This is a genomic window from Sphingobium yanoikuyae (assembly GCF_034424525.1).
Classification (GTDB): Bacteria; Pseudomonadota; Alphaproteobacteria; order Sphingomonadales; family Sphingomonadaceae; genus Sphingobium; species Sphingobium yanoikuyae.
The window spans coordinates 3,983,141-3,996,925 of the sequence record NZ_CP139979.1 but is presented as its reverse complement, the minus strand read 5'-3'; the positions used below and the strand labels follow the sequence as shown (position 1 = coordinate 3,996,925).

The 13,785-nt window shown below is 65.8% G+C and carries 14 protein-coding genes; 6 read left to right on the top strand and 8 right to left on the bottom strand.

What is annotated here, in order from left to right; translation table 11 throughout:
* Nucleotides 1-69 precede the first annotated feature (69 nt).
* The gene (locus U0025_RS18520; protein WP_004208968.1) at nucleotides 70-855 is read right to left on the bottom strand and encodes a FadR/GntR family transcriptional regulator; all 786 of its coding nucleotides are present in this window, start codon (nucleotides 853-855) and stop codon (nucleotides 70-72) included.
* A gap of 44 nt (nucleotides 856-899) precedes the next feature.
* A complete protein-coding gene (gene pgeF, locus U0025_RS18515; protein ID WP_004208967.1) occupies nucleotides 900-1,661 on the bottom strand; it encodes a peptidoglycan editing factor PgeF in 762 nt (253 codons plus the stop codon).
* A gap of 152 nt (nucleotides 1,662-1,813) precedes the next feature.
* Here pgeF and U0025_RS18510 point away from each other — a divergent pair, with 152 nt between their 5' ends.
* The 3 genes from U0025_RS18510 to U0025_RS18500 all read left to right on the top strand — a co-directional run bounded on the left by U0025_RS18510 (nucleotide 1,814) and on the right by U0025_RS18500 (nucleotide 6,158).
* Nucleotides 1,814-3,376 carry an amino acid permease gene (locus U0025_RS18510; protein ID WP_004208966.1) on the top strand — a complete coding sequence of 521 codons (1,563 nt, stop codon included), beginning with the start codon at nucleotides 1,814-1,816 and terminating at the stop codon, nucleotides 3,374-3,376.
* 127 nt (nucleotides 3,377-3,503) lie between these two features.
* Nucleotides 3,504-3,902, top strand: a complete 399-nt coding sequence (locus U0025_RS18505) for a DUF2946 family protein (RefSeq protein ID WP_004208965.1) — start codon at nucleotides 3,504-3,506, stop codon at nucleotides 3,900-3,902.
* Nucleotides 3,903-3,989: 87 nt separating this feature from the next.
* On the top strand, nucleotides 3,990-6,158 hold the full coding sequence (locus tag U0025_RS18500) for a TonB-dependent receptor (RefSeq protein ID WP_004208964.1): 2,169 nt from the start codon (nucleotides 3,990-3,992) through the stop codon (nucleotides 6,156-6,158).
* A 108-nt stretch (nucleotides 6,159-6,266) separates the two neighbouring features.
* Here the strand turns inward: U0025_RS18500 and U0025_RS18495 are convergent, their stop codons facing one another.
* Nucleotides 6,267-7,538, bottom strand: coding sequence for a multidrug effflux MFS transporter (locus tag U0025_RS18495; protein WP_004208963.1), 1,272 nt, complete (start codon nucleotides 7,536-7,538; stop codon nucleotides 6,267-6,269).
* 237 nt (nucleotides 7,539-7,775) lie between these two features.
* Here U0025_RS18495 and U0025_RS18490 point away from each other — a divergent pair, with 237 nt between their 5' ends.
* Entirely contained in the window at nucleotides 7,776-8,072 is a 297-nt protein-coding gene (locus U0025_RS18490) for an SEL1-like repeat protein (protein WP_004208961.1), read from the top strand.
* Here the strand turns inward: U0025_RS18490 and U0025_RS18485 are convergent, their stop codons facing one another.
* From U0025_RS18485 to U0025_RS18465, 5 genes are read right to left on the bottom strand one after another with little or no spacing between them, the layout of a single operon-like run.
* Entirely contained in the window at nucleotides 8,073-9,206 is a 1,134-nt protein-coding gene (locus U0025_RS18485) for a GNAT family N-acetyltransferase (protein WP_004208960.1), read from the bottom strand.
* On the bottom strand, nucleotides 9,203-9,910 hold the full coding sequence (locus U0025_RS18480; RefSeq protein WP_072895177.1) for a glycerophosphodiester phosphodiesterase family protein: 708 nt from the start codon (nucleotides 9,908-9,910) through the stop codon (nucleotides 9,203-9,205). Before U0025_RS18480 ends, U0025_RS18485 begins: the two co-directional genes overlap by 4 nt.
* The gene (locus U0025_RS18475) at nucleotides 9,903-10,370 is read right to left on the bottom strand and encodes a RidA family protein (protein ID WP_004208958.1); all 468 of its coding nucleotides are present in this window, start codon (nucleotides 10,368-10,370) and stop codon (nucleotides 9,903-9,905) included. Before U0025_RS18475 ends, U0025_RS18480 begins: the two co-directional genes overlap by 8 nt.
* Nucleotides 10,367-11,023: a hypothetical protein gene (locus tag U0025_RS18470; protein ID WP_004208957.1), complete on the bottom strand. Its 657-nt coding sequence runs from the start codon at nucleotides 11,021-11,023 to the stop codon at nucleotides 10,367-10,369. Before U0025_RS18470 ends, U0025_RS18475 begins: the two co-directional genes overlap by 4 nt.
* Nucleotides 11,020-11,307: a DUF3572 domain-containing protein gene (locus U0025_RS18465; RefSeq protein ID WP_004208956.1), complete on the bottom strand. Its 288-nt coding sequence runs from the start codon at nucleotides 11,305-11,307 to the stop codon at nucleotides 11,020-11,022. The genes U0025_RS18470 and U0025_RS18465 overlap by 4 nt, the downstream gene beginning before the upstream one ends.
* 68 nt (nucleotides 11,308-11,375) lie before the next feature.
* On the opposite strand from U0025_RS18465, the gene U0025_RS18460 reads away from it, so the two are divergent.
* Together U0025_RS18460 and U0025_RS18455 are read left to right on the top strand one after the other, a co-directional pair.
* Entirely contained in the window at nucleotides 11,376-11,738 is a 363-nt protein-coding gene (locus U0025_RS18460; RefSeq protein WP_004208955.1) for a response regulator, read from the top strand.
* A gap of 149 nt (nucleotides 11,739-11,887) precedes the next feature.
* The gene (locus tag U0025_RS18455) at nucleotides 11,888-13,774 is read left to right on the top strand and encodes a PhoX family protein (protein ID WP_004208954.1); all 1,887 of its coding nucleotides are present in this window, start codon (nucleotides 11,888-11,890) and stop codon (nucleotides 13,772-13,774) included.
* Nucleotides 13,775-13,785 lie beyond the last annotated feature (11 nt).

The following is a 13,785-nucleotide window of genomic DNA, read 5'->3' as shown; positions in this document are numbered from 1 at the left end:
GCGCAGGCCATCGCCCGCGGGCATCGCCCCGGTGCTGTCATCATCGCTGTCAATTTTGCCCTGTCGGGATCAGTCCGCGCCGGGGGCGAAGCGGGCGCGGGTCGATTGCGCCGCCTTGCGCGCTTCCTCGACGGCGGCCTCCTCGGTCGCGAACAGCAGATGGTCGATCACCGCCGCCAGATGGCCGCGCATCGCCGCGCGCGCCGCCGCCGGATCACGCGCCCGGATCGCCTGGGCGATGACGCGATGCTCCTCGACAACCGGCGTCACCTTGGCGGCACGGGCCTTGGCGAGCAGCAGCCGCGATTCCGGCGCGCTCGCCCGCATTTCCCACAGCCGCGCGACACTGTCGACCAGCGCCGCGTTGCGGGTCGCCTGCGCGATCAGCATGTGGAATTGCTGGTCGACGGCATAGGCATCGCCATCGCGCAGATTCTCGCTGGCGATCTGTTCGACCAGCCGGTCCAGTTCGTCCAGCTCGTCCGGTCGGGCATGCAGTGCCGCCAGCGCCGCTGCCTCGCCCTCGATCGCCAGTCGCGCTTCCATCAGTTCGAAGGCGGTGATGCTGAACCGCGGCGCCTCGGCCGCCTGGCGATCGGTGCCGGGAATCCGCACCACATAGGCGCCCGATCCGACCCGCACCTCGACCAGTCCCTGCACCTCCAGCGCGATGATCGCTTCGCGCACGGTCGGGCGGCTGACATCATGCTCGATCGCCAGCTCGCGCTCGGGCGGCAGCCGGTCGCCCACGGCATAGCGGCCACCCGCCAGGTCCGCGAGCAACCGCCGGGCGAGTTGCTGATAAAGGCGGCTGCCATCGCCGACGTCCGGCAGGGTCTGGGAAGAACTGGTCATGTCAGCCCCTCTCATGCGCTACTCTGCCCGGCTTTTGAAGCCCCTCAGCCGGGCAGGGCGATCATCGATATCTGCCGGCCATAATCACCTTCCTGCGCATGGCAGGACCGGCGATAGCTGAAGAAGCGATCGGCCTGGCTATAGGTGTCCTCGTCCAGCAGGCTGATCCGCCCGATCCCCGCCGCCTGCAGCCGCGACGCGACATAGGCGGCGATGTCGAACTGGCAGTGGCCGGGCCGCCCGGCGCTGAAGAATCGCGCATTGTCCGCGTCGTCCCGCTCGAACCGTTCGGCAAAGTCCAAAGTCACCTCGTAGGAAGCACGCCCGATGCAGGGGCCGATGGCGCAGGCAATGCCCGCGCGCGTCGCGCCCAGCGTCTCCATCGCCGCGATCGTCCGGTCGGTGACGCCGCTGATCGCGCCCTTCCAGCCGGCATGGGCCGCTCCGATCACGCCGGCTTCCTTGTCGGCGAACAGCACCGGCACGCAGTCGGCGGTCAATATGCCCAGGATCAGCCCCGGCGTGCGGGTGACCATCGCATCCGCCTCGGGCCGTTCATCCTCGGCGATCGGCGCGGTCACGGTCACGACATCGGGCGAATGGACCTGTCGCACCGTCACCAGCGTGGCGCCGGGCAGCAGCGCGTCACGCGCCAGATCGCGGTTGCGCAGGATCGCCAGCCGGTCATCCTCCGACCCCAGCCCGACATTCAAACCGGCGCACACCCCGGTCGATACGCCCCCCTGTCGTCCGGCAAAGCCATGCGGGACATCGCCCAGCGCGGGCGCCCGCAGCAACTCGATCATAAAATTTCCTTCGCGCGTTCAGTGAAGAAGCATGTCTCAGAAGCGCAACATACTTGCGCATGGCGGATTAGGCGATAGTCTCCCGTCCCACAGAAAAGGGGGGGCGGCTAACGCGTCGCCCGGGCAGAAGACTCCAATAAAGGGTTTCATTGATGATTTTCGGGCGCGTTAAGCCTCTCGACGCCATATTGGCGACGGCAGAGAAAAAATCACTGCATCGCTCACTGGGCGCATTCCAACTCACCATGCTGGGCATCGGCGCCGTCATCGGCACCGGCATTTTCGTGCTGACGGCCGAAGCCGCGCAAAAGGCGGGGCCGGGCATGATGCTCTCCTTCGTCATTGCCGGCTTCGTCTGCGCGGTCGCCGCGCTCTGCTATGCCGAAATGGCGGCGATGGTCCCGGTCTCGGGTTCGGCCTATACCTATAGCTACGCCGTGATGGGCGAACTCATCGCCTGGATGGTCGGCTGGGCGCTGATCCTCGAATATGCGGTCGCTGCCGGCGCCGTGTCGGTGGGCTGGTCCGGCTATGTGGTCGGCCTCATTGAACATACCTTCCATCTCGACATACCCGATCTGCTGACGCGCGGGCCGTTCGATGGCGGCATGGTCAACCTGCCGGCGATGCTGATCGCGTCGCTCGTCACCTGGCTGCTGGTCATCGGCACCAAGGAAAGCGCCACCGTCAACGCGGTGCTGGTCGCGATCAAGGTGTCGGCGCTGACCCTGTTCATCGTCCTGTCGGTGCCGGTCATGAACATGAAGGGCTTCACCCCGTTCATGCCGCTCGGCTTCTCGGGCGTGTCGGCCGCTGCCGCCTCGATCTTCTTCGCCTATGTCGGCTTCGACGCGGTTTCGACCGCAGCGGAGGAAACCAAGAATCCGCAGCGCAACATGCCGATCGGCCTCATTGGCTCGCTCGCCATCTGCACCATCTTCTACATGCTGGTGGCCGCCGGCGTGATCGGCACCGTCGGTGCGCAGCCGGTCTATGGCCCGGCCGGCGAAGTGCTGGCTCCCGGCTCGACCGCTTTGTCGCAGCAGTGCGCCGCGCTGGCCGCTGCCGGCACCGAAGCCGTCACCTGCTCGAAGGAAGCGCTGGCCTGGACCCTGCGTGAAATCGGCTGGCCCCAGATCGGCAACCTGCTCGGCCTCGCCGCCGGCCTGGCTTTGCCTTCGGTCATCCTGATGATGATGTTCGGCCAGACCCGCATCTTCTTCGTCATGAGCCGCGACGGCTTGCTGCCGGAACTCTTCTCGAAGGTGCATCCGACCTACAAGACGCCGCACGTCATCACCATCCTGACCGGCATCTTCGTGGCGCTGTTCGCCGCCTTCTTCCCGGTCGGCATCCTGGCGGACATCTCCAACTCGGGCACGCTGTTCGCCTTCGCCGCCGTGTCGATCGCGGTGATGCGCCTGCGCAAGACCGATGCGGACCGCAAGCGTCCGTTCCGCACCCCGGCCATCTACGTCACCGCGCCGATCGCGATCGCCGGCTGCGCCTATCTCTTCTGGAGCCTGGGCGTCGAAACCAAGCTGATGTTCGTCGGCTGGGCGACGCTCGGCCTGATCGTCTATTTCGCCTATAGCCGCAGCCGCAGCCATGTCGGCCGCGGGATTGTCGATGTGGCGGAGGCTGGCGCGGGCATCCCGCCCCAGCCGGTGCCGCCGCTGCCGGGCGCGCACACGCCGGGCGGCCAGGACGCCTGATCGGCCTGACGATCGATGGAAGGAAGGGGCGGGCGACCGCCCCTTTTTCTTGGGTGCCGCTGCCGGCCCGAACCCTGCGACCTTTTGTCTTGGTGACAGCGGGCGGGGGCCGGGCTAGGCCGTCCCCATGGGGAGCCTGCGCGCCTATCTTCAGCAGCATCGGGGGCAAGCGCTGGCGCTTGTCCTGCTGGCGCTGTGCATGAAGGCCTTGCTGCCCGGCGGCTTCATGCTGGCGCAGCAACAGCGCACCCTGGTCATCCAGTTCTGCCATGACGCCGCGATCGGCAGCACCGCCTCGCAACTGATCGTGCCCTTGCAGGCCGATCCCGATCATCAGCCGGCCGACGCGGCCAAGCGCACATGTCCCTATGGCGCGCTCTCGATGGCCTCGCTCGGCGGCGCCGATCCGCTGATCCTGGCGCTGGCGATCGCCTTCGTACTGCTGCTCGGCTTTGCGCCGGTGCGGCCGCCCGCGCTTGTGCGCATCAGCCATCTGCGTCCCCCTTTACGCGGACCGCCCGCCTGATCTGACCATGGCCGTGCCGCCGCGCGGCCTTTCTTTCAGATCAAGCGCCCCTGCCGGGAAGGCAGGCGCGCGCAAACAGGGTTTCCGATGAAGACATCTCTCGTCGCAATCGCCGCATCGCTGGCATTGCTCCCCACCCATGTCGCCGCGCAGGACAGCCTGCCGGCCGATACCCCCATCGCCGATGACGCGGCCCCGCCGCTCCAGACCCGCTTCGACGCGGCTGCGCTCGATATCGGCAGCGCGCCGCTCAACGGCGCCCGGCTCGGCAGCGGCACATTGCGCCGTCGTGCCGTGTCGAGCAGCGACACCGCCGCCATCCTCGCCAGCCTGCCCGGCGTCGCGGCCAATGGTGGCGGCGGCTTTTCCTCCATGCCGGCGCTGCGTGGCCTGACCGAACAGCGGATTCGCATAACGCTCGACGGCATCCCGGTCGATATCGCCTGCCCCAACGACATGAACACGCCGCTTTCCTATACCGATCCGCAGACGGTCGGCAGCATCGCGGTCGTGCCGGGCGTCTCGCCGGTCAGCATGGGCGGTGACAATATCGCCGGCATCATTGCCGTCGAAAGCGCGATGCCGCGCTTCGCCGTCGATGGCGGCACCCTGGTCACGGGGGAGGCATCCAGCTTCTATCGCAGCAATGGCGACGCCTTTGGCGGCGGCGTCACGCTGACGGTCGCGGGCAAGCGGATCAGCGCCACCTATAGCGGCTCCTACACCCAGTCGGATAACTATGACGGTGGCGGCAACCGGGGCGTGGTCCGCTCGACCGAATATGCCAAGACCGACCATCAACTGGCGCTCGCCGCCCAGACCCGCCTTGGCCTGTTCGAACTGAAGGGCGGCTATCATTTCTCGCCCTATGAGGGCTTCCCGAACCAATATATGGACATGACCTCGAACAGGTCCTGGTTCCTCAACGGCCGCTATCGCGGTACCTTCGCCTGGGGCGATGTCGATGCCAGCATCGGCTATCGCGACACCGCCCATCGGATGGACTTCCTCGCCGACAAGCAGCCGGGCTCCATGCCGATGAACACGCAGATCCACAGCTTCACTTCGGCGGTGAAGCTGAGCCTGCCGGTCGGCCCGCACGACACGCTGCGCGTGGGCGGGGACTATCAGCATCAGGGCATGGACGACTGGTGGCCGCCGGTCGCCGGATCGATGATGATGGGCCCCAATCCCTATATCAACATCAACAATGGCCGGCGCGACCGGCTCGGCCTGTTCGGCGAATGGGAATCGCACTGGACCGACCGGCTCTCCACCTCGATCGGCGCGCGCTTCGATCGGGTGCGGATGAACACTGGCGACGTCCAGCCCTATGGCACCGGCATGATGAACATGGCCGACGCGATGGCGGCCGAAGCCTTCAACGCGCGCAGCCATCGCCGCACCGACAACAACTGGAGCGCGACCGCGCTGGCGAGCTGGCAGGCGTCCGACCTGCTCGCCTTTGAACTCGGCTATGCGCACAAGAGCCGCGCGCCCAATCTCTACGAACGCTATGCCTGGGGCCGGGGCGCGATGGCCAGCCAGATGATCGGCTGGTATGGCGACGGCAATGGTTATGTCGGCAATCTCGACCTCAAGTCGGAACAGGCCGATACGGTCAGCGCTGCGCTGCGTCTGACCGCGAAGGGCGGGGCGACGCTGAAGATCTCGCCCTATTATACCCGCGTGAACGACTATATCGACGCGGTCCATCTCCAGGATCTGACCGACATGATGGGCATGCCCAGCGGCTTCGTGCAGCTGCAATTCGCCAATCAGGACGCCGAATTTTACGGCGTCGATGTCAGCGCCAGTGTGCCGCTCCAGCGCAGCGCCCATGTCGAAACCAGCTTCACCGCCAGCGCTGCTTACGTCCATGGCCAGAATCTGTCGGATGGCGGCCCGCTCTATCGCCAGATGCCGCTCGACCTGAAGATGGGCCTCGCCCATCGCATCGACGCGCTGGAACTGGGCGCGGATGTCGAATTTGTCGCCGACAAGAATCGCGTCGACGCCACCCGCAACGAACCGCGCACGCGCGGCTATGCCCTGGTCGACCTGCGCGCCGGCTATACGTTGCCGCTCTGGGCCAGGGGGCTGAAGCTGACGGTCGAGGCGAAGAATCTCTTCGATGCCGGCTATGACCTGCCGCTCGGCGGCATGTCGCTGGGCGATTATGGCGCGACCGGCGTGCTGCGCCCGGTGCCGGGTATGGGCCGCTCGATCAATCTGGGCCTCAGCACGCGCTTCTGACGAACCGGTCGGGCGCATCGTGTCGGTGCGCCCGACCTCCCAATCAGGATATACTCTGTGGGCGGTCGGGTGGGGCTGTGGGCCGGTGCGGACTTTCCAAACAGAAAGTCAGTGCATCGCCTCATATTCCTCGCGCAGCGCGTTGAGGTGCGGCCGGGTGAACAGCTTGCCGCGCTCCGCCCAGAAGACGATCAACAGCGATCCCGATCCGAACACCAGCAGCCCCAGCGTGAAGGGCAGGGTGGTCCCGTCGAAGGCGCGCCCGACCAGGCTGCCCAGCGCGCTCGACACCGCAGTCGTCAGGAACGCCTGGAACGACGAGGCAACGCCTGCCCCCTTGGAAAAGGGCTCCATCGAGATCGCGCTGAAATTGGACGCGGTGAACGCCACCGTCATCATCGTCATCGCCTGCAGCACCATGAAGGTGACGATCGTTTCCTGCCCGGCCAGGATCACCGCCAGATGCACCGCCGCGATCAGGATGAAGGCGATCAGCGCGCTCTGGCTCAGCCGCCGCGCGCCGAAGCGCGAGACCAGCCGGCTGTTGACCAGGCTGCCGATGCCCATGCTCCCGGCGATCGTCGCAAAGGCGAGCGGGAAGATCTTCTGCGCATGGAACACGTCGAAGAAGATCTGCTGCACCGACAGGATGAAGCCGATGAGGCCGCTCATCACCACGCCGCTCGCCAGCATGTAACCGATCGAGCTGCGCGTGCGAAAGATCGTGCCGACCGTCTGGAGGATGGTGCGCGGATTGATGCGGATGCGATTGTCGGGATGCAGCGTCTCGGGCAGGCGGATCGCCATCCAGCCCAGGATCGCGGTCGCCAGGATCGCCAGCACCCAGAAGATCCAGCGCCACGGCGCGATCCAGAGGATCGCCTGGCCAAAGCTGGGTGCCATCACCGGGATCAGCATGAACACCGCGAAGATCAGCGACATGACCCGCGCCATCGCGTCGCCCTTGAACCGGTCGCGGATGATGCCGACGGTGATGACGCGGCTCGCCCCGGCAAAGAAGCCGGCGCTGGTGCGGGCGATCAGCAACATAGTGAAGCTGTGCGCCCCGGCACAGGCGATCGAGGACAGGATGAACAAGATCATCGCCCCGCCCAGCACCTTCTTGCGCCCGAACTGGTCGGACAGCACGCCGAACAGCAGCGATCCCACGCCCAGCCCCATGAAATAGAAGCTGATGATCAGCTGCCGGTCATTGGGGTTGGCGATATGCAGGTCGCGGCCAATGTCGGGCAGGGCCGGCAGCATCGGGTCGATCGACAGCGCATTCATCGCCATCAGGCACGCACACAGCAGCACGAACTCGCGGAAATGAATATCCTTTGCGGCAGGCTGCGCGCCCATGGGGGAATTTTCGGCCATCACTGGCCTATGCGGACAATCGCCCGGCGGCGCCAGCCCCAACGCGCTTATTTCCGCCCCTCATCGCCCGCCTGTCGTCGCCCACCGGGCATTAACCCTGCCGCATCCAGCCGCTTCGGGCAAACTGCGCAAATATGCCGATTTTGCCGTTAACCATTTTTTACGGCCTGCCGGGCATTCTGCCCCCACTCGCAAACCAAAGGTTGGAACATTGGGTTAGGGATACAGGGGAAGATCATGGCAAATAGTCTCAAAAGTGCGCAGTTTTTGATGGATAGTCGTCTGGCCGGTGCGGCCCACGGCTCGGCAGAGGCCTGTTTCGAACTGGGCGTCGCCTATAGCTGCGGCACCGGGGGCATGCCGATCGACCTGGTCGAGGCGCATAAATGGTTCAACCTTGCGGCCCGTGGCGGCAGCGAAGCCGGCCAGAGCATGCGCGCCGAAATCGCCGAGGAAATGACCGCGCGCGAGATTGCCGAGGCCCAGCGCCAGGCCCGTGCCTGGATCGTCGCGACCGAAGTCCGCGCCGCCTGATCAGCCTTCCTTGCGGAAGGGCGTTCTTTCATTGAGCCACATACGGTCGCGCTGCACTTCCTCCCGCTCGGCGTCGAGGAACCCCGCCACCGCCCGGCGAAAGCCCGCATTGGGAATATGATGCGCCGAATAGGTGGGTTGCGGCGCATAGCCGCGCGCCAGCTTGTGGCCGCCCTGCGCGCCCGCCTCGACCCGGTCGAGCCCGCGCGCGATCGCCGCATCGATCGCCTGATAATAGCATAGTTCGAAATGCAGGTTGGGCACGTCCTCGCGGCATCCCCAATAGCGGCCATAGAGCGTGTCTTCGCCGATCAGGTTCAGCGCGCCTGCAATCGCCTGTCCGTCGCGCAGCGCCAGCATCAGCAATATCTTGTCCGCCATCGTCTCGCCCAGGATCGAGAAGAAGGACCGGGTCAGATAGGGCCTGCCCCATTTGCGCGCGCCGGTATCCTGATAGAAATCCCAGAATATGTCCCAATGCGCCTCGGTCAGGTCGCGCCCGGTCAGGTGGACGATCTCCAGCCCCTCGACCGCACGCCGCCTTTCCTTGCGGATATTCTTGCGTTTCTCGCTCGACAGCTCGGCCAGGAAATCCTCGAATCCGGCATAGCCCTTGTTATGCCAATGGAACTGGCTGTCCTCGCGAATCAGCCAGCCCGCCGCCTCGAACAGGGCGATCTGCTCGGGATCGACGAAGGTCGCATGCGCCGATGACAGCGCGTTGCGCTCGACCAAAGTCTCGATTCCCGCGATCAGCGCCGGCCCCAGCGTCGAATCGCGCAGCAGCAATCGGGGGCCGGGCACGGGGGAGAAGGGGGCGGCGATCTGTATTTTCGGATAATATTGGCCGCCCGCCCGTTCCCAGGCATCGGCCCAGCCATGGTCGAACACATATTCGCCCTGGCTGTGGGTCTTGGCATAGAGCGGCGCGGCCGCCGCGATCGTCCCGTCCGGCCCGTCGATGACGATCGGCAAGGGTTGCCATCCGGTGCCCGGCCCGACGCTTCCAGACCGTTCCAGCGCGGTCAGGAAATCCCAGCTGACGAACGGATTGGCGCTGCCGGCACAGGCATCCCATTGCGCCCTGGGCAGGTCGGCGACGCCACCGGCGATGCGCGCGACAAATTCGCTCATGCTGGTCCCTCGAAGATGATCTGGTCGACATGGGCCGCAGCGATCGTCCGCTGCGCCGCGCTGCGCACCGTCCAGCTCAACACCGGCAGTCCCCGGCGACGGGCGGCAGCGGCGAAGCGGAAGGGCAAGTCACGGATATCACAGGCCAGAAAATCGGGATTGGCCAGCCAAAGTGCAAGGGTGCGGTCGAAAAGCGCGCGCAGCCGCCCCTTGTTCTGGCTGCTGCTCACCAGCCCGCGCACCATGTCCGGCCGATGTCGCGCAAACCAGCGCATCGCCAGCGGGTTGAACGACATCACCGCCACCGGCTGGTCGCGGCCGTCGAGCGCCCTTGCCACCGCAGCGCAGATCGGCGCGACATCGCGTCCCTCGACCTTTATCTCGATCAGCAGCGGCGTCGCGATACAGGCGTCCAGCAGTGCGGTTAGGCGCGGGATCGCGCCGCCATCGGGCAGGCGCAGCGCGTCCAGCTCTGTCGCATCGCGATCCGCCATGGCGCCCGCTTGCCCGGCCATCCGCATCAGGCTGGCGTCATGAAAGACGAAGGGCCGGCCGTCCCGGCTCAGCCGGACATCACATTCGATGCCCAGTCCCCTGGCGATGGCGGCATCGAACGCCGCCATGCCATTTTCGCTGATGCCCGTCCGATGCAGCCCGCGATGGGCGAAGGGGCGGGCGGTCAGCCAGTCGGGCCGCTTATGCAGCGGGGCGAACCTGCACGATCGCGTCGATCTCGACGGCGGCGCCCAGCGGCAGCACCGGTACGCCGACGGCGCTGCGGGCATGCTTGCCGGCTTCGCCGAACACCGCGACCATCAGTTCCGACGCGCCATTGGCGATCTTGGGCTGGTCGGTGAAGCCCGGCGCGCTGGCGATGAAGGCGCCCAGCTTGACGATCCGCTCGACCCGGTCGAGGTCGCCGCCCAGCGCCGCCTTCATCTGGGCGATGAGGTTCAGGCCACAGGCGCGCGCGGCTTCGACGCCATAATCGAGGTCGCGGTCTTCGCCCAGGCGGCCGGTCATCAACTGCCCGTCCTTCAGCGCGATCTGGCCGGAAATATGCAGCAGGCCGTTCACCTCGACCGCCGGCACATAGGCGGCGACCGGCGCGGCGGCGGCGGGCAGGGTGATGCCTAGTTCGGCAAGGCGGGCGTCGATGCTCATGCAATGGCTCCATTCAGGGGCGTTGAAATAGCGGGTGCCGGCCCTTCGGCCAGGCGGGCGATGATCCATTTTTCGGCGCTGGCCCAATCGTCGATCCGGGCATGGGCCTTGTCCGCGACCGGGATGTCGCCGGCGATCTCGGGCTCGCCGACCATGTGCAGCCGCCACACATCGGGCGCATGACGCGCGACCGACGCATGATGCTCGCCCAGATCGTCGATGAACAGGGCGCAGCTCGGCTGGCGCTCGGCCAGGATATTGGCCAGCTTGCGCCCCTTGCCGCCATGGTTCCAGTGGACCGGCAGGTGCAGGCCATGGCTTGCGAGCTGCTTGATGCGCAGCTGGTGGTGGCGCTCGCCGATATTGGTCAGCACCTCGATGTCGGCGATCTGTGCCAGCCCGTGCAGCGCCTCGACCGCGCCGCTGATCGGGGTCTGGCGCGCCATTTCGGTATCGAAAAAGGCGATCAGCAATTCCCACACCAGTTCGCGTTCCAGCGGGATGCCGCTGTTCTTGTGGCGCAGCGCCTCGGCAAAACCCTGTTCGCGCATGTCGAAATGCACGTCATGCGTCTCGTCCAGCCAGTGGCGGAACGGCACGACCATGTGCAGCAATACCTCGTCGCAGTCGGTGATGATCAGCGGACGGCTCATCGGCTCAGATTCTCCTTCGCGGCGATCAGGGCCGCCGGGCTGCTGTCGATCGCCTCGGCACAGGCAACCAGATCGGGTTCATGGTCGGCCAGAAAGGCCAGCACCGCGGCCAGGATCGCGCGATTGCCGACGCCTGCGCGCAGCGCATCGGCATCCAGTCCGGTCAGCGCCAGCAGCCGATCGGCCCTGCGACCATCGATCAGCGTCCATCCCATTGCCATCAATGCCAAAATTTCGGCATCGGCGGCGCTATCCGGCTTGCCATTCTGGGTCTCGGGTCGCATGATTGGCTCTCGCGGAATGGGCGGCTATAGGCGCGCACCAAGGGGCTTCTCTGGAACGCGGGTGACTCGTGGCAAAGCGCGTGCTCGTTGTCGAGGACAACGAACTCAATCTGAAACTTTTTTGCGACCTGCTGCGCGCGCACGGGCATGACGTGCTGCCGCTGCGCGACGGCCGCGACGTGCTGGCGCAGGCGCGCGAGTTCGCGCCGGACCTGGTCATCACCGACATCCATCTGCCCCATGTCAGCGGCTATGACCTGATCGTGTCGCTCAAGGGCGATGACAGCCTGTCGGCGGTGCCGATCATGGCGGTCACCGCCTATGCCGGGAAGGGCGATGAGGACCGCATCCGCGCCGCCGGCGCCGACGCCTATGTGTCCAAGCCGATTTCGGTCCTGCGGTTCGTGGAGCAGGTGAACGCGCTGCTGTAACCCACCGGCAACAGCGTCACTGATGCGTCATCATTCGGTCGCTGCTCTGACATCATAGCGCAGTTTGCGCGTCATCCTCCTCTGTCACGTCATGCGCGCCAAGGGCGCGGCGGTCATGCCGACGCTCGGATGCACAGGGGTATTTTATCATGTCTCATCTGACCGACGAGGCGCGCGCGGCCTTCCGCGATGCGCAGCCCAAGATTGTTTCGGGCGAAGATAGCCTGGAAGCCATCGTCGCGGCCAATCCGGGCCGCCGCTCCGTCCTGAAGAACGGCCTGCTGGGCCTGTCCGTGCTGCCGATGCTCGGCGCGCTCGCCGCCTGCGACGATGATGACGACGACAGCACGCCGGCACCCACGCCGACGCCGACGCCCACCCCCACGCCGACTCCGACGCCCAGCTATGGCATCAACTTCACCTCGGTCGCGATCAACACCAACGACACCGTGACCGTGCCGTCGGGCTATACTGTCGATGTGCTGCTCAAGGCCGGCGATCTGGTCGAAGCCGGCACCGCCTTTGCCAACGGCACCTTCCCGACCAGCGTCAGCCAGACCGCGGCCTGGGCCGGCGGCAATCATGACGGCATGGAATATTTCGAACTGACCGGCACCGACGCCAACAGCGGCGGCCTGCTCGCGATCAACTTCGAACTGCCCGACTATAATATCCTCTTCTCCAGCGGCAGCTATAACGCATCGACCGCCACCGCCGATCAGAAGGCGATCGCGCTCTCGGCCGTCGGCATCGCCGTGGTCGAAGTGACCAAGGGCACGGACGGCAAGTTCGCGGTCAAGGCCGGCTCGAAATATAACAAGCGCTACAGCGGCAACACCGACTATCGCGTCGGCGGCCCTGCTGCGGGCGTCCTGCCCGGCACGATCCGCGGCATGCTCAACAACTGCTCGTCGGGTCGCACCCCCTGGGGCACCTACCTCACCTGCGAGGAAACGACGAACAACTATCTCGATCCGACCCAGCCCAACACCAGCTATGGCTGGGTGGTCGAGATTGACCCGTTCCAGGAACTTGCCCCCGCGACCAAGCGCACCGCGCTCGGCCGTTTCAGCCATGAAAATGTCGCCCACATGACCGACGCCAACAACCGCGTCGCCTTCTACATGGGTGACGATTCGACGCCGGGCTGCGTCTACAAGTTCGTGCCGGACCGTGCCTTCAGCAGCAGCAACCGTGCCGCCAACACCGACCTGCTCGATTATGGCACCCTCTATGTCGCGCGCTTCAATGCCGACGGCACGGGCGAATGGCGTCCGCTGGTCCAGGGTCAAAATGGTCTGGTCGCGGGTGCCCAGGATCCGGGCAATGTCAGCCAGTCGACCACGCCGCCGACCCCGACGACGGTCAATTTCACCAACCAGGCCGATGTGCTGGTCAACACCCAGTCGGCCGCCCGCGTCGCTGGCGGTACCATCATGGACCGTCCGGAATGGATCACGGTTGCGCCCAACAAGCAGGCGATCTTCGTCACGCTGACCAACAATAGCGGCCGCCGCGTCACCGATGCGCCCGATCCGCGCGTGACCAACCTGCATGGCCATATCCTCAAGTTCCGCGAAAATGGCGACTCGCCGCTGGCGACCGCCTTCACCTGGGAAATCTTCCTGCTGGCGGGCAACCCCGCGCTCGCGGAGGATAATCTCAAGGGCAATATCAGCGGCGACTATTTCTCCAGCCCCGATGGCATCCGCATCGATCCCCAGGGGCGCCTGTGGGTCCAGACCGACCATAATCTGACCGGCAATGCCGGCACGCTGAACGGTGCTGCCACCAACATGACCGGCGCCTTCGGCAATAATTCGATGTATTATATCGACCAGACCAGCAAACAGTCGAAGCGCTTCCTGGTCGGCCCGGCGGGCTGTGAGATCACCGGCATCGCCTATACGCCGGACCTCAAGAACTTCTTCATCAACATCCAGCATCCGACCGGCAACTGGCCGGTGGCGGGGCAGCAGCCGCGCTCCTCGACCATCGTGGTGCGTCGTACCGACGGCCAGCCGGTCGGCAACTGACGACATCGGGC